Origin of the sequence: Streptomyces sp. NPDC091289 (genome assembly GCF_044757365.1) — a bacterium.
In the GTDB taxonomy this organism is placed as follows: Bacteria; Actinomycetota; Actinomycetes; order Streptomycetales; family Streptomycetaceae; genus Streptomyces.
In genome coordinates, this window is record NZ_JBIVUT010000016.1 from 56260 (window position 1) to 75587 (window position 19328).

General features: G+C 71.8%; 17 protein-coding genes. 14 read left to right on the forward strand and 3 right to left on the reverse strand.

The window, feature by feature from the left end; genetic code table 11:
• Window positions 1–312: 312 nt before the first annotated feature.
• Window positions 313–528, forward strand: a complete 216-nt coding sequence (locus tag ACIQPT_RS22055) for an I78 family peptidase inhibitor (RefSeq protein WP_401157641.1) — start codon at window positions 313–315, stop codon at window positions 526–528.
• A gap of 84 nt (window positions 529–612) precedes the next feature.
• Here the strand turns inward: ACIQPT_RS22055 and ACIQPT_RS22060 are convergent, their stop codons facing one another.
• The gene (locus ACIQPT_RS22060) at window positions 613–1644 is read right to left on the reverse strand and encodes a phosphatase PAP2 family protein (RefSeq protein ID WP_401157643.1); all 1032 of its coding nucleotides are present in this window, start codon (window positions 1642–1644) and stop codon (window positions 613–615) included.
• Window positions 1645–2129: 485 nt separating this feature from the next.
• On the opposite strand from ACIQPT_RS22060, the gene ACIQPT_RS22065 reads away from it, so the two are divergent.
• Together ACIQPT_RS22065 and ACIQPT_RS22070 are read left to right on the forward strand one after the other, a co-directional pair.
• A complete protein-coding gene (locus tag ACIQPT_RS22065) occupies window positions 2130–3860 on the forward strand; it encodes an MFS transporter (RefSeq protein WP_401157645.1) in 1731 nt (576 codons plus the stop codon).
• Window positions 3861–3962: 102 nt separating this feature from the next.
• Window positions 3963–5183: an acyl-CoA dehydrogenase family protein gene (locus ACIQPT_RS22070; RefSeq protein WP_401157647.1), complete on the forward strand. Its 1221-nt coding sequence runs from the start codon at window positions 3963–3965 to the stop codon at window positions 5181–5183.
• 67 nt (window positions 5184–5250) lie between these two features.
• Here ACIQPT_RS22070 and ACIQPT_RS22075 read toward each other — a convergent pair whose 3' ends face one another.
• On the reverse strand, window positions 5251–5694 hold the full coding sequence (locus ACIQPT_RS22075; protein WP_401157648.1) for a cell division protein SepF: 444 nt from the start codon (window positions 5692–5694) through the stop codon (window positions 5251–5253).
• A 310-nt stretch (window positions 5695–6004) separates the two neighbouring features.
• On the opposite strand from ACIQPT_RS22075, the gene ACIQPT_RS22080 reads away from it, so the two are divergent.
• Window positions 6005–7249 (forward strand): DUF5685 family protein, encoded by a 1245-nt coding sequence (locus ACIQPT_RS22080; protein ID WP_401157650.1) that lies wholly within the window; start codon window positions 6005–6007, stop codon window positions 7247–7249.
• Window positions 7250–7279: 30 nt separating this feature from the next.
• Here ACIQPT_RS22080 and ACIQPT_RS22085 read toward each other — a convergent pair whose 3' ends face one another.
• Window positions 7280–8218 (reverse strand): ABC transporter substrate-binding protein, encoded by a 939-nt coding sequence (locus tag ACIQPT_RS22085; protein WP_401157652.1) that lies wholly within the window; start codon window positions 8216–8218, stop codon window positions 7280–7282.
• A 477-nt stretch (window positions 8219–8695) separates the two neighbouring features.
• Between ACIQPT_RS22085 and ACIQPT_RS22090 the strand changes: the two genes are divergently transcribed.
• The 10 genes from ACIQPT_RS22090 (at window position 8696) to ACIQPT_RS22135 (ending at window position 19306) form a co-directional block, all read left to right on the forward strand.
• Entirely contained in the window at window positions 8696–9592 is an 897-nt protein-coding gene (locus ACIQPT_RS22090) for an amino acid ABC transporter permease (RefSeq protein ID WP_401157653.1), read from the forward strand.
• The gene (locus ACIQPT_RS22095; protein ID WP_401157655.1) at window positions 9589–11430 is read left to right on the forward strand and encodes an FAD/NAD(P)-binding protein; all 1842 of its coding nucleotides are present in this window, start codon (window positions 9589–9591) and stop codon (window positions 11428–11430) included. Before ACIQPT_RS22090 ends, ACIQPT_RS22095 begins: the two co-directional genes overlap by 4 nt.
• A gap of 57 nt (window positions 11431–11487) precedes the next feature.
• Window positions 11488–12417 (forward strand): amino acid ABC transporter permease, encoded by a 930-nt coding sequence (locus ACIQPT_RS22100; RefSeq protein ID WP_401157657.1) that lies wholly within the window; start codon window positions 11488–11490, stop codon window positions 12415–12417.
• 17 nt (window positions 12418–12434) lie between these two features.
• Window positions 12435–13187, forward strand: a complete 753-nt coding sequence (locus ACIQPT_RS22105; protein ID WP_401157880.1) for an amino acid ABC transporter ATP-binding protein — start codon at window positions 12435–12437, stop codon at window positions 13185–13187.
• Window positions 13188–13226: 39 nt separating this feature from the next.
• A complete protein-coding gene (locus ACIQPT_RS22110) occupies window positions 13227–14201 on the forward strand; it encodes an ABC transporter substrate-binding protein (RefSeq protein ID WP_401157659.1) in 975 nt (324 codons plus the stop codon).
• A 110-nt stretch (window positions 14202–14311) separates the two neighbouring features.
• A complete protein-coding gene (locus ACIQPT_RS22115) occupies window positions 14312–15388 on the forward strand; it encodes an LLM class flavin-dependent oxidoreductase (protein WP_401157660.1) in 1077 nt (358 codons plus the stop codon).
• A gap of 14 nt (window positions 15389–15402) precedes the next feature.
• Window positions 15403–16683, forward strand: a complete 1281-nt coding sequence (locus ACIQPT_RS22120) for an NtaA/DmoA family FMN-dependent monooxygenase (RefSeq protein WP_401157881.1) — start codon at window positions 15403–15405, stop codon at window positions 16681–16683.
• A gap of 4 nt (window positions 16684–16687) precedes the next feature.
• Window positions 16688–17506: a DUF1684 domain-containing protein gene (locus ACIQPT_RS22125; RefSeq protein ID WP_401157662.1), complete on the forward strand. Its 819-nt coding sequence runs from the start codon at window positions 16688–16690 to the stop codon at window positions 17504–17506.
• A 232-nt stretch (window positions 17507–17738) separates the two neighbouring features.
• Window positions 17739–18638 (forward strand): S1 family peptidase, encoded by a 900-nt coding sequence (locus ACIQPT_RS22130; RefSeq protein WP_401157664.1) that lies wholly within the window; start codon window positions 17739–17741, stop codon window positions 18636–18638.
• Window positions 18639–18826: 188 nt separating this feature from the next.
• Window positions 18827–19306: a hypothetical protein gene (locus tag ACIQPT_RS22135; protein WP_401157666.1), complete on the forward strand. Its 480-nt coding sequence runs from the start codon at window positions 18827–18829 to the stop codon at window positions 19304–19306.
• Window positions 19307–19328 lie beyond the last annotated feature (22 nt).

Consider the following 19328-nt stretch of genomic DNA (forward strand, 5'->3'; position numbering starts at 1 on the left):
AGGAAAGACCGGATTACGGGGGCGGGAAATTCCGGTGCCGCGGCCATTCGGGATCCACTCCCCGACGACGGGAAAAGCGGCAGGTCACTCCCATGATTCCGGAAGGCCGCCGGTGCCTCCTCACGCCGCTGAACAGGGTTCTCGTTATTACGCGCAGATACTTCCGGGCGGTCCGTTCGAGTGAATGGAACCGCGTATAGGCGTGTGGGGATCCTGTGACACAAGCGTGACCGTCACGGCATGTGGAGATGCAGTCGAACGCCCTTCCGGCCCGGCCTTCCGTCACGGTCCGGGGCCGCCTACGGTGAAGACATGGCATCTCTACCGACCCCTCCAGCACAGCCGGACGACGCCGCCGACGCGTACGTCGGCCTCGCCGCCGACGCCGCCGAGCAACAGGCCAGAAGCCGCGGCTGGGACACGGTCAGGGCGGTGCCCCCGGGCACGTTCCTCACCATGGAGTTCCGCCAGGGCCGCATCAACTTCCAGGTCGAGGACGGCACCGTGACGCGCTGCTGGCTGGGCTGACCCGCCGGCCGTACCGGGATCCCCCCCCGTACGCCGATGGCCCCGACCTCGGTCGGGGCCATCGGCGTACGGGGGAGCGGTGTGTCAGCCGCCGGACATCGGGCGGGCCGGACTGCCGGCGCCGCGCGGGCCCCGCTCGGTGTGCGGCGGCGGACGGCGGACGCCCGCCGGGGCGACCGGCATCCCGCCCGGACGCGCCGGGTGCCCGCCGTGGGCCCGCGCCCTGGTGCTCCCCGCCGGATGCCCGGCCGGGAGCACCGGCTCGGCCGGGGCGGTCACGGCCTCGGCGGTGAGGCCGTCGGTCGCCATCGACTGCGGCAGCAGCACCGGCTGCGGCCCGGCCCCGGTTCCGGCCCCGGTCACGGGCGCCGGACGGGCGCCGCCGCGGCGCTCCCGCCACCGCTCGCGCATCGCGAAGATCCAGGCCTCGGTCCGGGCGATCAGCGGCTCGAACCAGGGCAGCGCCAGCAGGATGAGCAGCCCGGCCGCCCAGCCCAGCACGACATCGCTGAGCCAGTGCGTACCGATGTACACGGTGGTGAGGCCGACGCCCAGCGAGACCGTCGCGGACACCGCCGACAGATAGCGCCTGGCGCGCGGCGTGGTGGCCAGATAGGCGAGGATTCCCCAGGTCACGACGGCGTTCGCGGTGTGCCCGGAAGGAAATATATCGCCGCCGGCGAACATCTCGGCCGAGCCGATCTGGGTCGCGTAGTGCGGGCCGAGCCGGCCGAGCCCCAGCTTGACCGCGCCCACCGTCACGTTGAGCAGCAGCAGGGACGTGCCGAGGACCAGGAGCGGCCGGAGCGTGTGCTGACGCCAGGAGCGCCAGCCCAGCCAGCAGGCGACCATCACCGCCGTGGGGCCGCGCTGGCCGAGCACGACGTAGTAGTCCAGGAAGGCGTGGAGTTCGGGCCACTGCTGGTAGGGCCGGAACAGCATGACCTTCCAGTCCAGGGTCACCAGCCAGGACGTGATCAGCACCGCCCAGACGATGGCGAGATAGAACGCCAACGTCCCGCCGAAGAGGGCGATGCGGTGACGGCTCATCCGCGGTGCCTCTATCTTCGGCGGTTCCGGCTCCCGGTCCAGCCGGGCAAAGATGTCGGTACGCACCCAATCGACGTTACAGCGAGTGAGCGTGCAAGCAGGCCAATCCGGGCTCTTTGTGATGACGATGTGATGTGGACTTTGTCTCGGAACGGCTTCTTTTCCGGGTGCGGAGAAGAATCCCTGTGATCTTGCGCCCAATAGCCCGAAGGTTGGCCCGCCGGTTCCGTTCGTAAGCGTGTTTGATCTCTCGGAAATGAGCCGCATCGGAATCCGCGGCAATTGATCCCGCCATTCGGGGGAGGCGCACGCCGTCGCGCCGCGCCCCGCTCCGACCGCCGGTCGGGAGCCCCGTCGGGGCGGGGGTCCGGGCCCGGGATGGCGTACGCCACACTGTGCTGCGGACCGGGGTATGACGTGCACCACGTCTGACCACACCGAACTCGCGTACGCTGACGGATCACTCGCCCGTCGATGCCGGGCCCGAGGGACGTACACCCCACGTCACCGTCGGTCCGCCGAGCGCGAGGGACTCATCGGGAGGTACGCAGATGTCCGGGACGACCACGGCCGGGGTCCGGCTGCGCAAAGCCGCCGACGACGCCAACCGCTGGGTCGTCCTCGTGGTCCTCTGCCTCAGTCTTCTGGTCGTCGCACTCGACGCGACCGTGCTCCACGTCGCCGTTCCGGCCGTCACCGAGGATCTGCGCCCGAGCGGCACGGCCCTCCTCTGGATCGTCGACGCCTACCCCCTCGTCTGCGCCTCGCTGCTCATCCTCTTCGGCACGCTGGGTGACCGGATCGGCAGACGGCGCGTGCTGCTCCTCGGGTACGCGCTGTTCGGCGTCGCCTCCGCGCTCGCCGCCACGGCCGACACCCCCGCCGTCCTGATAGCGGCCCGGGCCCTCCTCGGCGTCGGCGGCGCGATGATCATGCCCGCCACGCTGTCGATCCTGCGCCAGGTCTTCCCCGACCGCCGGGAGCGGGCGCTCGCCATCGGTGTGTGGACCGCGGTCGCCGCGGTCGGCGCCGCCACCGGACCGGTCGTCGGCGGCTTCCTCGTCGAGCACTTCTGGTGGGGCTCGGTCTTCCTGATCAACATCCCGCTGATGGCCGTGATCCTGCCGCTGGGCCGCTGGCTGCTGCCCGAGTCGCGCGGCGGCGACGACGGCCCGTGGGACGTGCTCGGCGCGCTGACCGCCGCGGCCGGAGTGCTCGGCGTCGTCCTCGGCGTCAAGCGTCTGGGCGGCGGCGCGGGGCTCCTGGACCCGGTCTCGCTGGGCCCGCTGGCCCTCGGACTCGCGCTGCTGATCCTCTTCGTGCGCCGGCAGAAGCGCCGCAGCCATCCCCTGATCGACATCGCGATGTTCGCCCGCCCGGCCTTCTCCACCGCCGTCGGCTGCATCGTGCTCGCCATGCTGGCGCTGGTCGGCCTCCAGCTGATCGCCGTCCAGTACCTCCAGCTGGTGCTGGGGCTCAGCCCGCTGGAGACCGGTCTGCGGCTGCTGCCGCTGACCTTCGCGGCGATGGCCGCGGGCGCCACCGGTTCGTACACCCTGCGCCGCATCGGCCCCCGCCGCATGGTCGGCTGGGGCTTCGTCCTCACCGCGTCCTCGGTGCTGCTGCTCACCTCGATGGGCCAGCACGACCGGCCCACGCTGCTGACCTGCGCCTTCGTCCTGCTCGGCTTCGGACTGCAGACCACGCTCTTCGGGGCGTACGAGTCGATGCTCAGCGACGCCCCGCCGGAGCGGGCGGGCGGCGCCGCGGCGATCGGCGAGACCTCCTACCAACTGGGCGCGGGCCTCGGCATCGCCCTGCTCGGCAGCGTCATGAACGCCGCCTACGCTCCCGGCCTAGCCTCTCTGCGCGAGAAGGGCGTCCCCGCCCGCGCCGGGGCGGAGGCCTCCCACTCGCTGGGCGAGGCCTACCAGGTGGCCGCGCAGCTCGGCGGCCCGATGGGCGACCTGCTGCGCTCCACCGCCCGGCACGCCTTCATCGGCGGCCTCCACATCACGCTCTTCGTCAGCGCGGGGCTGCTGCTGCTCGGGGCGCTGGCCGCCCTGCGGCTCCCGAAGGTCATGGACTGCCCGCCGAAGGAGCACTGCCTCCGGAGCGAGCCCGAGGCCGTCAAGCCCGTGGCAGCCGAGCCCGAGGGCTCCGGATTCCGGGTCCCCGAAGCTGCCCGCCCGCCCGGCCGGGACCGCCCGGCCCCGCGCCCGATCCTGCCCGCGCGGCGCGAGCCGGCCGAGGCGACCGGCTCTGGACGAGCGGCACACTGAGCCGTAACGTCAGCACGACGCCCTGACTACCACTGCTAGTTTTCGGAGGGCGGGCGTCTCCCGGTCCCTCCGAGCACCGTGCGAGCCGCCGGAGGCACCCTCATGTCCAGCACCGAGTCACCGAAGCCGTCGAAGCTCCCGCCGTTCGACGCCTCGGATCCCCTCGGCATCGACGATCTGCTCGGCGCGGACGACCTCGCGATCCGCGACACCGTCCGCACCTGGGCCACCGACCGCGTCCTGCCGCACATCGCCGAATGGTACGAGAAGGGCGAGCTGCCCGGAATCCGCGAGCTGGCCCGTGAGCTCGGCGCCCTGGGTGCGCTCGGCATGTCCCTGGAGGGCTACGGCTGCGCCGGGGCGAGCGCCGTCCAGTACGGGCTCGCCTGCCTGGAGCTGGAGGCCGCCGACTCCGGGATCCGCTCGCTCGTCTCCGTACAGGGGTCGCTCGCGATGTACGCGATCCATCGCTTCGGCTCCGAAGAGCAGAAGCAGCGGTGGCTGCCCGGCATGGCCGCCGGCGAGATCATCGGCTGCTTCGGCCTGACCGAGCCCGACCACGGCTCCGACCCGGCCGGGATGCGGACGTACGCCAAGCGCGACGGCGAGGACTGGATCCTCACCGGCCGCAAGATGTGGATCACCAACGGCTCGGTCGCCGGGGTCGCCGTCGTCTGGGCGCAGACCGACGAGGGCGAGGACGGGCGCGGCATCCGAGGTTTCGTCGTGCCGACCGACGCCCCCGGCTTCTCGGCGCCCGAGATCCACCACAAGTGGTCGCTGCGCGCCTCGGTCACCAGCGAGCTGGTCATGGACGAGGTGCGGCTGCCGGCCGACGCGGTGCTTCCGGACGCGAAGGGGCTGCGCGGCCCGCTCAGCTGTCTGAGCCACGCGCGGTACGGCATCGTCTGGGGCGCCATGGGCGCGGCGCGGGCCAGCTTCGAGTCGGCCCTCGACTACGCGAGGAGCCGGGAACAGTTCGGCCGGCCGATCGGCGGTTTCCAGCTCACCCAGGCCAAGCTGGCGGACATGGCCCTGGAACTGCACAAGGGCATCCTGCTCGCCCACCATCTGGGGAGGCGCATGGACGCGGGGCGGCTCCGCCCCGAGCAGGTCAGCTTCGGCAAGCTCAACAACGTGCGGGAGGCGATCGAGATCTGCCGCACCTCGCGCACGATCCTCGGGGCCAACGGGATCTCGCTGGAGTACCCGGTGATGCGGCACGCCACGAATCTGGAGTCGGTGCTCACCTACGAGGGAACCGTGGAGATGCACCAGCTGGTCCTGGGCAAGGCGCTCACCGGTCTCGACGCCTTCCGGTGACCACGGCACGTCCGGAGGGGCGCGCCGACCGGAGGCGCTGACCGGATCTGTCCGGCGAGCGCCCTGCTCAGCTCTGGTTGAAGAAGCCGTCGGCCTTGCGGCCGGCGGCTTCGCCCGCCACCACCTGGGTGTCGGCGGGGGACAGCAGGAAGACCCGGGTGGCCACCCGGTCGATCGAGCCGCGCAGACCGAAGATCAGCCCGGCGGCGAAGTCCACCACGCGCTTGGCGTCGGCGGGGTCCATGGCCGTGAGGTTGACGATCACCGGGACGCCGTCCCGGAAGAGCTCGCCGATGGCCCGTGCGTCCCGGAAGCTGTCCGGGGTCACCGTGGCGATCCGGCGGTCCTGCTCCTCGGCCGCCTCCGCGGCCACCTGCACCCGGGGGTCGGTGACCCAGGCCTGGTTGCCCGTGCCGGTCTCCGCACCCTCGGCGTACTCGTCGTCGTAGTACCGCTCGTCGTTGTCCTCTACGAGGCCCAGCCAGGCACTCGCCTTGCGCACCGATCCCATGGACGCCTCCTCTCACCGCGGTTCCTTGGCGTTCCGCATCTCTTTCGTATCCCTATGGTCGTCCATGATGCGGATACCGCGCCAAGTGGATAGTCGGCGCGCAGGTGATTCGTGACGGTACTGGTGCAGAAGATGTGGCGGTTCGTCAGGGTTCCTCCTGCATAAGAGGGCTTGCGGAAGGAAAATATGATGCTCCGGGCCGTACGGGTGACCCGGGGGACGTACGGGTGAACGGGGCGCTCGATACGATGCACGACGCTCCGGTGCAGCGAGCGGCGCGCACCGGCGATACGGCTCACGGGGGATCGTCGTGTTCGGAATCGTCAGGCCCTGTACCCATCGGCTCTCCGAGGGTCTCAAGGTCGAGTGGATGGCCCATCTCTGCGGCCTCTGCCTGGCCCTGAGGGCGGATCACGGACAGTTCGCCCGTATCGTCACGAACTATGACGGTCTGATCGTCTCGGTCCTGACGGAGGCTCAGGCGGGCCGTACGCCAGAGGGGCGCCGCACCGCCGGCCCCTGCCCGCTGCGCGCCATGCGCACCGCGCCGGTCGCCAAGGGGGAGGGGGCCAGGCTCGCCGCGGCCGTCTCGCTCGTGCTCGCCTCGGCCAAGGTCCGCGACCACGTCGCCGACCGGGACGGGCTGTTGGCCCGCCGCCCGGTCGCCGCCGCCGCGCGCCGGGTCGCCGCCGGGTGGGACCGGGCGGGAGCGCGGACCGGAGCGGCCCTCGGCTTCGACACCGCCCTCCTGGTCGACGCGGTCGACCGGCAGACCGGGATCGAGACGCTCGCCGGGATCGGCACCCCGCTGCTGACGGTCACCGAACCCACCGAGACGGCCACCGCCGCCGCCTTCGCGCACACCGCCGTACTCGCCGGGAAGCCGCGGAACGCCGCGCCGCTCGCGGAGGCCGGCCGGCTCTTCGGGCGGCTCGCGCATCTGCTGGATGCCGTGGAGGACCGGGAAGCTGACGCCGCGTCGGGCGCCTGGAACCCGCTCACCGCCACCGGCACCCCGCTGTCCGAGGCGCGCCGGCTCTGCGACGACGCGCTGCACGGCGTACGGCTGGCGCTGCGCGAGGTGGAGTTCACCGACGGCAAGCTCGTCCACGTCCTGCTCGCCCATGAGCTGCGGCGCTCGGTCGACCGGGCGTTCAGCACCTCTGCCTGCTCGCACCAGGAGCACCAGGGACAGCAGGAGTACCAGGGGCAGCAGGGGCTGCTGGTGCCCGACAGCTCCTTCGGGCCGCCGCCGGGGAACCCGTACGGTCCGACGCCCGGTCATCCGTACGGTCCGCCGCCCGGCGGTCCGGCCGCCCCGCCCCCGCCGCGCCCGCCCCGCGACCGGCGCGGACTGATCGCCGGATGCCTGGTGTGGGCCGGGCTGGCCTGCACCTGCCAGATGTGCTGCGGGACCTTCGAGGACCCCTGGACCAGGGAGCCGCGGCAGGCGCCGTGCAACAACTGCGGCGACTGCTGCGAGGCGTGCAGCTGCTGCGGCGATTGCGGCGAGGGCTGCTGCTGTTGCGGCGACTCCTGCGGCTGCGACTGCTGATCCGGCGGGGGCCGCTGAGCCGGCGTCAGGTCACTTCAGCTCGGGCGGCGAGATCTCGGAGGCCTCGATCCCGGACTCGGTGGTGCCCCACTTCTTCAGGATGCGGTCGTAGGTCCCGTCCTCCTTGAGCCGGTTGACCGCGGCCTGGAAGGCGGGGGCCAGTGGGGTGCCCTTCTTGAAGGCGAAGCCCACGTCGAGCCGCTTGAACTCGTTGAGGAAGCGCAGCCCCTCCTGCTGGCTCACCGCGTAGCGCAGCCCGTTGATCGTGGACATCACCACATCGGAGCGGTTCTGCTGGAGCGAGATCCAGACGGCCGCCTGGTCGGCGTAGGTCTTGACCTTGTACGGCTTCTTGCCCGCCTCCGCGCACCGGGGCAGATTCTCCTGGAGCGTCACCTCGAAGGTGGTGCCCGCCCCGGTGCCCACGGTCAGGCCGCACAGCTGGGTGAGGTCGGTGACCTTCTTCAGTTCGCTGTCGTCCCGGACCGCGAAGCCCTGCCCGTCGTTGATGTACGTCACGAAGTCGATGGTCCTGCGGCGTTCGTCGGTGACGCCGAAGTTCCCCGTGCCCAGGTCGTACTTCCCGCTGCCGAGCGCCGGCAGGATCGCCTCGAAGGACGCCACCTCGCGCTTCAGCTCCAGCCCCAGCACCCGGGCCGCCGCGTCCGCGAAATCGATGTCCGCACCGGCAAGCGTGGAGCCGTCCTCCTCGTAGAAGGCCCCGGGCGGGGTGCCGACGGACGAGGCGATCCGCAGGGTGCCCGCCTCGCGGACCCCGGCGGGCAGCAGCTTCGCCGCGGCCTCGTCCTTGCGGACCTGCGAGACCACGTCCGTCGTCGGGGTCTTTCCCTTGGCGGCGCCCTTGCCGGACCCGCCGTCCGCCGCGTCCGTCGGCTCGGCGCAGGCGGTGAGCGTCAGTGCGGCCACGGTGATCAGGGCGAACAGGGCGGTATGTCGGGATCGGGACATGGCTGTGCTTCTCCGGGTTCGTCAGGGGAGGCCGGCCGCCCCCGGGACACGGCGGCACGGGGCCACGGCGACGCGGGGGACGGCAGAAGTGTTCAGCGGAGCGAGGGGAGGGCTGCGCGGTGTGGTGAAGGTGAAGTCACGCGAGGAACGGGGCTCGAACGCCGAAAAAAGGGGCGTGAGCGGGAAAAGCCGGACAGCAGAGGGTCAGCTCAACAGGAAGAGGACCACACGCGACCGAAGTCGATGTGGGAGCGGGTGACCAGCCACTGCTGCGGATGCATGGGCCAAGTGGAACAGGCATCCGAGTGCGCGTCAACCGAGGTGAGATGTACGGCTCACAGTGTGGACAGGCTTGACAACTCCCCGCACACGCCGCTTATCTCGGAGACGGACCGGCGCTGAGGGGCCCGGCCCATGTGTGGTTTCCGGTGTGAAGGCACGCCCCGTGTTCGATCTGAGCATCCACGGAGCTCCCGCATGCCCCCGCAGACCGTCTCGCTGCCCCCTTCGTCTTCATCCTCTTCATCCTCTTCCTCCGCCTCTTCGTCGACGCTCGCCAAGGACGCTGCCGACGTCGTGCCGCGCATCGTCCCCGTACGCCGAACAGGCCGCTGGGCAGCGGCAGTCGTCGTCCTCGTGCTGCTCGCGCTGGCGCTGAACTCCGTCATCCGCAACGACGCCTTCCAGTGGGACGTCGTGTTCTCCTACTTCGCCACCGTCCCCGTCCTGCGCGGACTCTGGCTCACGCTCTGGCTCACCGCGGTGGTCGTGGCCCTCGGCTTCGTCCTGGGAGCCCTGCTCGCGGTCCTGCGGCTCTCCGGCAACCCCGTGCTCCAGGCGGTCGGCTGGGGCTACGTCTGGCTCTTCCGGTCCACGCCGATCCTGGTCCAGCTGCTGTTCTGGTTCAACATCGGCGCGCTGTACCCGCAGATCCTCGGCGTCTCCACGGTCAGCCTCCTCGGCCCGGTCACCATCGCCGTCATCGGGCTGACCCTGCACGAGGCCGCGTACGCCGCCGAGGTGGTGCGTGGCGGCATCCTCTCCGTCGAGCGCGGACAGGTCGAGGCCGCCCAGTCCCTCGGCCTCGGCCCCTGGCGGCGGTTCCGGCGCATCGTGCTGCCGCAGGCGATGCGCTCCATCGTGCCGCCGGCCGGGAACATGCTGATCGGCACCCTCAAGGGCACCTCCATCGTCAGCATCATCGCCGTGCAGGACCTGCTCTACTCCGTCCAGCTCGTCTACCACCGCACCTACGAAGTCATCCCGCTGCTCCTCGTCGCCACACTCTGGTACGCGATCGTCACCACGCTGCTCAGCATCGGCCAGCGCTATGTCGAGCGGTACTACGCCCGTGGCACGGCGGGTGCGCGATGAGCTCCGCACCCAGCGTCGTGGTGATCGGCGGCGGCCCCCGCGGCACCGGCGTCATCGAGCGCATCGCCGCCAACGCCGCTGAGCTGTACGGGGATCAACGCCTGGACATCCATCTGGTCGACCCCCACCCGGCGGGCGGCGGCCGGATCTGGCGCCCCGACCAGTCACCGCTGCTGTGGATGAACTCCATGGCCGAGGACGTCACCATGTTCACCGACGAGACCGTGGAACTGGACGGCCCCGTCGTGGCGGGCCCGGCCCTGGACGTCTGGGCCGAGGACGTCCGCGCGGGCCGCGTCGTCCCGGACGCGGATCCCGCCGTGCTGGCCGAGATACACGGCCTCGCCGGAACGGACTTTCCCACCCGGCGCCTCCAGAGCGCCTATCTGCGCTGGACCTACGACCGCGCCCTGGCCGCCCTGCCGCCCGGCATCACCGTGCACGAACACCGCACCACCGCCCTCGCCGTCACCGGCGCGCGCGGCGGCCGCCAGCGCGTCCGGCTCCAGGACCGCGCCGAACCCCTCCTCGCCGACCTCGTCGTGCTGACCGTGGGCCACCTGGACGCCGAGAAGGAGCCCGAGCAGGAGGAACTGGCCGCCTTCGCCCGCCGGCACGATCTGGTGCACCTGCCGCCCGACTTCACCGCAGACAGCGACCTGGAGGCCCTGCGCCCCGGGGAGCCGGTCATCGTCCGGGGCTTCGGGCTCGCCTTCATCGACCTGATGGTCCTGCTCACCGAAGGACGCGGCGGACGCCACGAGAACGGTGTCTACCTGCCGTCGGGCCGTGAACCCGTGCTGTACGTCGGATCGCGGCGCGGCGTCCCGTACCACGCGAAGATCGGCTACGGCTGGACCGGTGAACGCCCGCCGCTGCCCCAGCACTTGGGGCCGGAGTGGACCGAGGGGCTGCTGAGCGGGCCCGGGCCGCTCGACTTCCGGCGCGATGTCTGGCCGGCCGTCGCGAAGGAGCTGGGCCACGCCCACTACCACCGGCTGTTCACCGCCCACCCCGAGCGCACCGCCCTGGCCCACGAGGTCTTCGCCGAGAAGTACGCCGCCGCCGAGCCGGGCAGCCCCGAACTGGCCGGGCTCGTCGCCGAGGCCGTGCCCGACCCCGCCGACCGGCTCGACCTCGACGCGCTCGACCGGCCCCTCGACGGTGTCCGCCTCGACTCGCCCGAGGCTCTCCAGGAAGCCCTGCGCGATCACATCACCGCTGACCTGACCCGCCGTCACGACCCGGAACACAGCGAGGATCTCGCGGTCTTCCTCGGGCTGCTCTCCGTCTACGCCCAGCTCGTCCGGCTCGGCGACATCGGCGGCTGGTGGCACGGGTTCTTCAGCTACCTGGCCTCCGGCCCGCCCGGTCCCCGGCTCCAGCAGCTCCTGGCCCTCTCCCGGGCCGGCGTCGTCCGCTTCCTCGGCGGCGACCTCACCGTGGAGACCGACGAGGAACGCGGCCTCTTCCGGGCTGCCGGCGCCACCGTCCCCGGTGCGCACACCGAGGCCCGCGCCCTGGTCGAGGCCCGTCTCCCCGACCCCTCGCTCCGGCACACCGCGAGCCCGCTGCTGCGCGCCCTGCGCGACGACGGGGCCGCCGTCACCGAGACCGGCCTGCTCTCCGTGGACCCGGCCGACAGCCGGGTGCTGGACCGCGACGGCCGCCCGCACCCGCGCCGCTTCGCACTGGGCCCGTTCACCACCGCCCGCAGCAGCGGCGCGTTCACCCGGCCCCGGACCGGCGGCCCCGCCTTCCGGCAGAACGACGCCGCCGCCCGTGCCGCGCTCGCCTTCCTGCGCGACCTCTCCTGTCGCGGTCTTCTCGCCTCCTGACCGGGTCCCGCCCCCCTTTCCGTACCACCGCCGCCCGAGCGCCCAAGGACTCCTCCCATGTCGCTGACCAGCGATCCACCCATCGACCCACCCGTCGACCCACCCGTCGACCCACCCGTCGACCCGCCCGTCACGAAAGCCGATGCGCCCGACGCCGGCCACGAAGCGCTGACCGTCGTCCCCGTGCGCCACCCCTGGCGGTGGGCCGCCATCGCCGCGACGGCCGTCCTCCTGGCGCAGTTCCTCAACGGACTGATCACCAACCCCGGCTGGGAATGGGACGTCTTCGCGCAGTTCTTCACCGCGCCCACCATCCTCAAGGCCGTCTGGATCACCCTCCAGCTGACCTTCTACGGAACGGCGATCGGCTTCGCCCTCGGCATCGTCCTGGCCTTCATGCGGCTGTCGGAGAGCGTGTTCCTGAGAACGGTCGCGTACGCCTACATCTGGGCGTTCCGCTCGATCCCGCTCATCGTGCAACTGCTGTTCTGGTTCAACCTCGCCTACCTCTACCAGGAGTTGCAGTTCGGCATCCCGTTCGGGCCGGGCTTCTTCTCCTTCGACACGATGAACCTCGTCGGAGCGACCAGCGCGGCCGTCCTCGGCCTCGCCCTGCACCAGGCGGCGTACGCGGCGGAGATCGTGCGCGGCGGCGTACTGGCCGTCGGCAGCGGCCAGTTGGAGGCGGCCGCCGCCCTCGGCATCCCCAAGTTCCGGCAGTTGCGGCGGATCGTCCTCCCGCAGGCGATGCGCTCCATCCTGCCCAACGCCGCCAACGAGATCATCTCGCTGTTCAAGGGCACCTCGATCGTCTCCGTCATGGCGATCGGCGAACTCTTCTACCAGGTGCAGGTGATCTACGGCCGCAACGGCCGGGTGGTGCCCCTGCTGATGGTCGCCACCGCCTGGTACATCCTGCTGACCACCGTGCTCTCCGTCCTCCAGCACTACGTCGAACGTCACTACGCCAAGGGGGCCGTGCGATGAGCGCACCCAGCGATGCCATGGTCGAAATCCGCTCCGTCCACAAGAAGTTCGGCTCCCTGGAGGTGCTGCGCGGCATCGACCTGTCGGTCCGGCCCGGCGAGGTGACCGTCATCCTCGGCCCCTCCGGCTCCGGCAAGTCCACCCTGCTGCGCACCATCAACCACCTGGAGAAGGTCGACCAGGGCTGGATCAGCGTGGACGGCACCCTGGTCGGCTACCGCAGGGACGGCAACAAGCTCTACGAGCTGCGCGAGCGCGAGGTGCTCCGCCAGCGCACCAAGATCGGCTTCGTCTTCCAGAACTTCAACCTCTTCCCGCACCTCACCGTCCTGGAGAACATCATCGAGGCGCCGGTGTCGGCGCTGCGCCGCCCCCGCAAGGAGGCCGTCGCGGCGGCCGAGAAGCTCCTCGACCGGGTCGGCCTCGCCGACAAGGCGGCCGCCTACCCCGGACAGCTCTCCGGCGGCCAGCAGCAGCGCGTCGCCATCGCCCGCGCCCTGGCCCTCGAACCGCGTCTGCTGCTCTTCGACGAGCCGACCTCCGCGCTCGACCCCGAACTCGTCGGCGAGGTCCTCGACGTCATCAAGGACCTGGCCCACGGCGGCACCACGATGATCGTCGTCACCCACGAGATCGGCTTCGCCCGCGAGGTCGCCGACACCGTCGTCTTCATGGACGAGGGCCGCATCGTCGAGCAGGGCCCGCCCGCCGACCTCCTCGACCGCCCCGCGCAGGAACGCACCCGCGCCTTCCTCTCCAAGGTCCTCTGACCCGCTCTCATGTCTCTCGCCCTCGCAAGGAGTACGTACGTGTCCGTCCGCCGCAGCACCACCCTCGCCCTCGCCCTCCTCACCGCCACCGGTCTGCTCACCGCCTGCGGCACCTCCGACCCCTCCACCGACCTGGCCGCCCCGAAGGGCCACAAGGACGCCGGGGTCAACATCGGACCCGACCAGGACCGCATCAGAGGCACGAAGGCGGCGGCCGCCGCCGACCTCGTACCGGAAGCGATCCGCAAGCGCGGCACGCTGAGGATCGGGGCCAGCGCGGACGCCTCGCCGCCGCTCGGCTTCTACGCCACCGACGACAAGACCCGGATCGGCTCCGAGATCGACATCGCCACCCTCGTCGCCGACACCCTCGGCCTGAAGCCGCAGTTCGAGGAGGTGTCCTGGGAGAACCTCTTCGTCGGTCTGGACAGCTCCAAGTTCGACGCCGTCCTGTCGAACGTCACCGTGACCGAGGAGCGCAAGGAGAAGTACGACTTCGCCACCTACCGGCTCGACAACATCGCCTTCGAGGCCAAGAAGGGCTCCGGCTGGAAGGTGAAGGAGCCGGCCGACGTCGCGGGGAAGACGATCTCGGTCTCCTCCGGCACCAACCAGGAGAAGATCCTCGTCGAGTGGAACGAGGAGAACGTCAAGGCCGGACGCAAGCCCGTGGACATCAAGTACTTCCAGAAGGACACCGACTACTACCTGGCCCTCCAGTCCGGCCGGGTCGACGCCCATCTCGGCCCGAGCCCCACCGCCGCCTACCACGTCGCCACGGCGGGCCAGTCCGAGATCGTCGGCCAGCTCTCCGGCGCCGGCGGCGACCTCCAGGGCAAGATCGCCGCCACCACGAAGAAGGGCAGCGGCCTCGTCGAGGCGTACGCCGCCGCGATCGACCACATCGTCCAGGACGGCTCGTACGCCAAGGTCCTGAAGCGCTGGGGGCTCAGCGGCGAGGCCGTGGAGAAGTCGGAGATCAACCCGCCCGGTCTGCCCAGGACCAAGAGCTGACCCAGGGGCCGCCGGACCCGCTGTCCCGGCCGCGCGTCCCGTCCGGCGCGCGGCCCGGACGCGGGCCCGGCGAGGCCCCCGACCGACCGTCGACCCGAGAGGTCCCCGCCATGTCCGCCCGTACATCCCTCCACCTGGCCGCCGAGATCGGCGGCCCGCCGCACTACGACGCCGGGCACTACCTCCGGCTGGCGCAGCTCGCCGAGGACGGCGCGCTCGACTACGTCACCCTCGGCGACTCGTTCGCCCGCCCCGGGCTCGACGCGCTCGCCGTCCTCGCCCGCGTCGCGCCCGCCACCGACCGCATCGGCCTCGTCCCGACCGTCACCACCACCCACACCGAGCCCTTCCACCTCTCCTCGGCCGTCGCCACCCTGGACTGGGTGAGCCGGGGCCGCGCGGGCTGGAGCGCGGATGTGTCCACCACCGAGGCGGAGGCCAGGCTCTTCGGCAGACGCCCCGCCGCGCCGCCCGCCGCGCTGTGGCAGGAGGCCGGGGAGGTGGCCGACGTCTCCGGGCGGCTCTGGGACAGCTGGGAGGACGACGCCGAGATCCGGGACACCGCCACCGGCCGCTTCATCGACCGGGACAAGCTGCATTACGTCGACTTCGAGGGCTCCACCTTCAGGGTGAAGGGCCCGGCCATCGTGCCGCGCCCGCCGCAGGGCCGCCCCGTCACCGTCATCGACGCCACCACCGCACCGGCCCGCGAGGCGGCCGCCCGGCACGCCGACGTCGTCCACATCCGGGCCACCACCCCCGAGCAGGCGGCCGCCGTCCGCGACGAGGTGCGCGCCAAGGCCGCCGCCCACGGGCGCGACCCCCGGGCCCTGCGGATCCTGGTCGCGCTCACCGTCGACCTCGGCGACGTCGAGACCGCGCCGGAACCCGGTCTGGAGAGCGGACCGCAACTCGCCGGGCGCGGCACCTACTTCCGGGGCGGCCCGGTCGACCTCGCCGACCTCATCGCCCAGTGGCACCGGGCCGGCGCGGCCGACGGTTTCCACCTCACGCCCATCACCCCCGAGCGCGACCTCGAAAGGATCGTCAACGGCACCGTGGCCCTCCTCCAGCACCGCAGCCTGTTCCGCACCTTCCACCCCGGCGGCACCCTGCGCGAACACCTCGGGCTCGTGCGCCCCGCCAGTCGGTACGCCGCCGCCGGGACCACAGCGAAGGAGGCCTGACCGTGGCCCGTCCGATGCACCTCGCCGCCCATTTCCCCGGCGTCAACAACACCACCGTGTGGGCCGATCCGCGCTCCCGCAGCCAGATCGACTTCTCCTCCTTCGAGCAGCTGGCCCGGACGGCGGAGCGCGGGAAGTTCGACTTCTTCTTCCTCGCGGAGGGGCTGCGGCTGCGCGAGCACAACGGCCGTGTCCACGATCTCGACGTGGTCGGCCGGCCCGAATCGCTGACCGTGCTGAACGCGCTGGCCGCCGTCACCGAGAAGCTCGGTCTCGCCGCCACCGTCAACGCCACCTTCAACGAGCCCTACGAACTGGCCCGCCGGCTCGCCACCCTCGACCACCTCAGCGCGGGGCGCGCCGCCTGGAACGTGGTGACCTCGTCCGACGCCTTCACCGGGGAGAACTTCCGCCGGGGCGGCTATCTGGACCGGGCCGACCGGTACACCCGGGCCGCCGAGTTCGTCGCCACCGCCCGGGAACTGTGGGACTCCTGGACGCCCGACGGCACCTCGCGGCCCTTTACGCACGAGGGGCCGCAGTTCACGATCTCCGGTGAGTTCACCGTGCCGCGCTCGCCGCAGGGCCACCCGGTGGTCATCCAGGCCGGGGACTCCGACGAGGGCCGGGAGTTCGCCGCTTCGGCCGCCGACATCATCTTCACCCGGCACGGCACCCTGGAGGCGGGCCGCACCTTCTACGCCGACGTCAAGGCGCGGCTCGCGGCGTACGGCAGGGAGCCCGAGAGTCTCAAGATCATGCCCGGTGTCACCGTGGTGACCGGCGACACCGACGCCGAGGCCCAGGAGAACGCCGCCGAGATCCGCCGGCAGCAGGTCTCCCCGCAGAACGCGATCCTCACCGCCGAACAGATCTGGGGCACCGACCTCTCCGCGTACGACCCCGACGGGCCGCTCCCTGACATCGACCCCGTCCCCGACTCCGAGATCACCCAGGGCCGGGTCCGGCACGGCGATCCGTTCGCTGTCGTCGCCCGCTGGCGCGCGCTCGCCGAGGCCAAGGGGCTCTCCCTGCGGCAGACGGTCATCGAGACGACCACCCGGCAGTCGTTCATCGGCTCGCCCGGCACCGTCGCGGCGGAGCTGACCGCGTTCGTCGACGAACGGGCCGCCGACGGCTTCATCCTCGTACCCCATCTCACCCCCGGCGGCCTGGACGACTTCGTCGACCGGGTCGTGCCGATCCTCCAGGAGAGCGGAGCGTTCCGCTCCGAATACACCGGCTCCACGCTGCGGTCGCACCTCGGCCTGCCGGAGCCGGTATGGAAAGGTTGACCGCATGAGCACGGACGCGACACAGCAGGAGCAGGGCGGCGGGCCGGACGCCGCGCAGGAGTGGCAGCGCTGGCACGAGGGGCGTGTCGTCGCCGTCGCCGCCCCGTACGGCCCGCTCTCCCTGACCGGAACCCACTGGCTCTCCGACTACCCGGAAGGGCGAATTCCGGCCGTCCCGGGGCGCTGGCGCGAGGACGGTGACGAGGTGGTCCTGACGGCTTCCGCCGAGGACGGCATCGTCGTCGACGGCAAGCCGCTGACCGGCGAGATCCGGCTCGGCGCGGACCGCGGACCGATCGACGACGCCCGGGTGGCGCAGGGGGAGCGGCGGCTGGTGGTGCTCCGCCGCGAAGGGCTCTGGGCGGTACGGGACTTCGACCCGGGATCGGCGGCCCGGCACGCCTTCTCGACCATCGAGGCCACTCCGTACGACCCCCGCTGGGCGCTGCCGGGGACCTTCCGTCCGTACAGCGACCGGACCGTACGGGTGGCCAACGCGGACGGGGTCGAGCGCGGCCTCGGCCTCGGCGGCGAGATCGCCTTCACGGTGGACGGCGAGGAGCACACGCTCCAGGTCGCGGTCGAACCCGACGGGTCGCTGTGGGCCGTCTTCGCCGACGCGACCAGCGGGAACGGTAGCTACCGCTTCCGCTTCCTGCGGCCCGGCGCGCCCGCCGCCGACGGCCGTGTGAACGTCGACTTCAACCGCGCGCTGCTGCCGCCGTGCGCCTTCGCCGATCACTTCATCTGCCCCTTCCCGCCCCCGGGCAATACGCTCACCGTGGCGGTCCCGGCGGGGGAGCGGAACCGGATCGACGCCTGAACCGCGGAAGCGGTCCCTCCGGCCCCGGCAGTCCCACGGCTCCCGGGGCCGGACGCGTGGGTGATCCAGGTGGCCGAAAGGCATTCTTGCGCCTCTCGTCCGGGCCCCTCGATACTCCGGTCAGCGATTGTCAGGGGCACGGCAAATCCGGAATCCGGACAGGCCCCCGACTGCGCCTCACGGGCCCGCCACCCCACAGGAGGGCCCCCGATTCCCCTCGGAGGAACCCGACGTGAGGATCAAGCGCACCACCATCCGCTCCAACGCGGCGAGACGCGTCCGTACCACGGCCGTAATCGCGGGGCTCGCCGCCGTCGCGGCGATGGCCATCCCCAGCGCGAACGCCGAAACCCCCCGTACGTTCAGCGCCAACCAGCTGACCGCGGCGAGCGACGCCGTGCTCGGCGCCGACATCGCGGGCACCGCCTGGAACATCGACCCGCAGTCCAAGCGCCTCGTCGTCACCGTGGACAGCACGGTCTCGCAGGCCGAGATCAACCGGATCAAGAAGTCGGCCGGCACCAACGCCGACGCCCTGCGCATCGAGCGCACCCCCGGAAAGTTCACCAAGCTGATCTCCGGCGGCGACGCGATCTACTCCAGCACCGGACGCTGCTCCCTCGGCTTCAACGTCCGCAGCGGCAGCACCTACTACTTCCTGACCGCCGGTCACTGCACCCAGGGCGCCACCACCTGGTGGGCCAACTCGGCCCGCACCACCGTGCTCGGCACGACCGCCGGATCCAGCTTCCCGAACAACGACTACGGGATCGTGCGCTACACGAACACCACCATCCCCAAGGACGGCACGGTCGGCGGCCAGGACATCACCAGCGCCGCCAACGCCACCGTCGGCATGGCCGTCACCCGCCGCGGCTCCACCACCGGCACCCACAGCGGTTCCGTCACCGCGCTCAACGCCACCGTCAACTACGGGGGCGGCGACGTCGTCTACGGCATGATCCGCACCAACGTGTGCGCCGAGCCCGGCGACTCCGGCGGCCCGCTGTACTCCGGCACCCGGGCGATCGGTCTCACCTCCGGCGGCAGCGGCAACTGCTCCTCCGGCGGAACGACCTTCTTCCAGCCCGTCACCGAAGCGCTGAGCGCGTACGGCGTCAGCGTGTACTGACCGGCCCCGCCCCGGGCCGGGTACGGAGCTGTCCGTACATACGTGCCCCCGTCCGGAATTCCGGACGGGGGCTCCCGCTCGCCGGGGGCTCTTGAGAGGATGTCGCCACGACGGGTCGTCGCGACGGGGCGGCGGGGGCGGGCCCGCCCCCGGGGTGCGCTCCGCTGGCATCAGGGGGTAGCAGGTCCGTGAATCGCATCGGAGTGACCGGTCACCGCTCCATCCCCGCCGAGGCCGAGGCCCATGTGCTCGCGGGGCTGCGGGCCGCGCTGTGCGGCCTCGACGGCGCGACGCAGGCGCTCTCCAGCCTGGCGGTCGGCGCCGACCAGCTCTTCGCCGACCTCGCCCTCACCTGCGGCGCCGAACTGACCGCCGTGATCCCCAGCGGCGACTACGAGGACTGCTTCGAGAACGCCGTCGACCTCGCCCGCTACCGCAAGCTCAAGGCCCGCGCCGCGCAGGAGGTCCGGCTCGACTTCCCGCACTCCACCGACGAGGCCTACTACGCGGCGGGCGCCTACATCGCCGACCACTGCGACCGGCTGCTCGCGGTCTGGGACGGCCTCCCGGCCCGGGGCCTCGGCGGCACGGGCGACATCGTGACGTACGCCCGCACCCTGGGCCGCCCGGTCACCGTGATCTGGCGCGACGGGGTGCGGCGCGGCTGACCGGAGCCGGGGTGCGGCAGAA

What these genes read in the sequence shown, in the direction of transcription:
- ACIQPT_RS22055 (WP_401157641.1), top strand. Translation starts at nt 313, where the DNA reads ATGGCATCTCTACCGACCCCTCCAGCACAGCCGGACGACGCCGCCGAC.
- ACIQPT_RS22065 (WP_401157645.1), top strand. Translation starts at nt 2,130, where the DNA reads ATGTCCGGGACGACCACGGCCGGGGTCCGGCTGCGCAAAGCCGCCGAC.
- ACIQPT_RS22070 (WP_401157647.1), top strand. Translation starts at nt 3,963, where the DNA reads ATGTCCAGCACCGAGTCACCGAAGCCGTCGAAGCTCCCGCCGTTCGAC.
- ACIQPT_RS22075 (WP_401157648.1), bottom strand. Translation starts at nt 5,694, where the DNA reads ATGGGATCGGTGCGCAAGGCGAGTGCCTGGCTGGGCCTCGTAGAGGAC.
- ACIQPT_RS22085 (WP_401157652.1), bottom strand. Translation starts at nt 8,218, where the DNA reads ATGTCCCGATCCCGACATACCGCCCTGTTCGCCCTGATCACCGTGGCC.
- ACIQPT_RS22090 (WP_401157653.1), top strand. Translation starts at nt 8,696, where the DNA reads ATGCCCCCGCAGACCGTCTCGCTGCCCCCTTCGTCTTCATCCTCTTCA.
- ACIQPT_RS22095 (WP_401157655.1), top strand. Translation starts at nt 9,589, where the DNA reads ATGAGCTCCGCACCCAGCGTCGTGGTGATCGGCGGCGGCCCCCGCGGC.
- ACIQPT_RS22100 (WP_401157657.1), top strand. Translation starts at nt 11,488, where the DNA reads ATGTCGCTGACCAGCGATCCACCCATCGACCCACCCGTCGACCCACCC.
- ACIQPT_RS22105 (WP_401157880.1), top strand. Translation starts at nt 12,435, where the DNA reads ATGGTCGAAATCCGCTCCGTCCACAAGAAGTTCGGCTCCCTGGAGGTG.
- ACIQPT_RS22115 (WP_401157660.1), top strand. Translation starts at nt 14,312, where the DNA reads ATGTCCGCCCGTACATCCCTCCACCTGGCCGCCGAGATCGGCGGCCCG.
- ACIQPT_RS22120 (WP_401157881.1), top strand. Translation starts at nt 15,403, where the DNA reads ATGCACCTCGCCGCCCATTTCCCCGGCGTCAACAACACCACCGTGTGG.
- ACIQPT_RS22125 (WP_401157662.1), top strand. Translation starts at nt 16,688, where the DNA reads ATGAGCACGGACGCGACACAGCAGGAGCAGGGCGGCGGGCCGGACGCC.